Source organism: Alishewanella jeotgali KCTC 22429, assembly GCF_000245735.1.
Taxonomy (GTDB): Bacteria; Pseudomonadota; Gammaproteobacteria; order Enterobacterales; family Alteromonadaceae; genus Alishewanella; species Alishewanella jeotgali.
Window position 1 is genome coordinate 1 of record NZ_AHTH01000029.1, and the last position, 1,362, is coordinate 1,362.

The following is a 1,362-nucleotide window of genomic DNA, read 5'->3' on the forward strand; positions in this document are numbered from 1 at the left end:
ATAAAAAAGCGATAAAAAGGCCAGCAAGGCCATTTTCTTGATGTTTTGCGCTACCGCCGCCAGTAAACACTGCATCTGCACTTTCGCCAGACCACGGAACCGTGCATAGCGATGGCCATGATGCTGTTTTGCGTCTGCGAAGCTGCGTTCAACCGTCTCTTTTCGTCGGTTGTAAATCTTCTTACCCCACGGACAGCAGCCGCAAACCACTCACATGCTCTTTATCCTCTTCCCAGACATGCCGGGTTATCGTTTTCTTATACTGCTTGTTCTTCGTGCAGTCCTGACGTAGCGGGCAATCCTGACACACTTTAGGGTTAGATTGATAATGCCGGTAGCCCTGACGGTCTGTCGTGCTGTAAGTCAGGATTTCACCTTGGGGGCAACGATAGGTATCGGTTGTTTTATCGTAGGTAAATTGCTTCTTCTTAATCGGATTAGCGGTGACATTGGGACGACGGTAGGCAATAACCGGTGCAATTTGCCGCTCCCGGATTAAATGGCAAAGCGGTGCAGTAAAGTAGCCCGCATCCAAACCAACGGCTATCGGACTAAACTTAAAGCGCTCAAGCTGACGGTCTAATCTGGCCAGATAGGGCTGGCTATCATGCACATTCCCCGGCGTCACGAAGGTATCCGTGATGATGCCGTGGCGGCCATCCACGGTGCGATGGTCCAAGGTAGAAGAAGCCCTGTGGTTTGCCTTCCCGCGTCATAAAGCCACTGTCAGGGTCGGTTGTGCTGACCTTTTGATTTTTGGTTTCGGGCTCCTTCGAGTCATCTTGCTTCAGTGGCGCTTTGCCATGGGCTAACCGGTCCTCTTCAACCGCCTTGTTGAGCTCAGCGATATACGCCGATGCACTGACCGCCACCTCTTTGTTCACCGCCTTGCGCTTATTGGCATTGGCTTTTAAATGTGTGCTGTCAGTGTAAAGCGTGTGACCACCAATCAGACGCTGCTCATACGCCTGTTCAACTATCCGGTCGAAGATACGCTGAAACACATCCGTGCCGTTAAAACGACGAATACGATTCTGGCTCAGCGTGGAGGCATCAGGCACTTTCTCGGTTAATCCCATCCGCAAAAACCAGCGATAAGCCACATTAACCTGAATTTCCTGTACCAGACGACGCTCACTGGGAATGCCAAACAGATAGCCGAGGATCATCATCTTAAACAAACGGACAGGGTCAATCGGCGGACGGCCATTATCTTTGCAGTAGAGATGTTCGACTTCAGCACGAATGAACTCGAAATCAATGGCGGCATCGACCTTGCGAACCAAATGGTTCTTCGGTACCAGCTCTTCGAGCGTGACCATTTCTAACTGATATTGTTGAGGAGAGGGAGTTTTGAGCATG

At 50.7% G+C, this 1,362-nt stretch carries 1 pseudogene; it reads right to left on the reverse strand.

Annotation, left to right across the window (positions count from 1 at the left end):
• Positions 1 to 1,361: pseudogene (locus AJE_RS19060) on the reverse strand (IS1182 family transposase); the annotation flags it as partial.
• Position 1,362 lies beyond the last annotated feature (1 nt).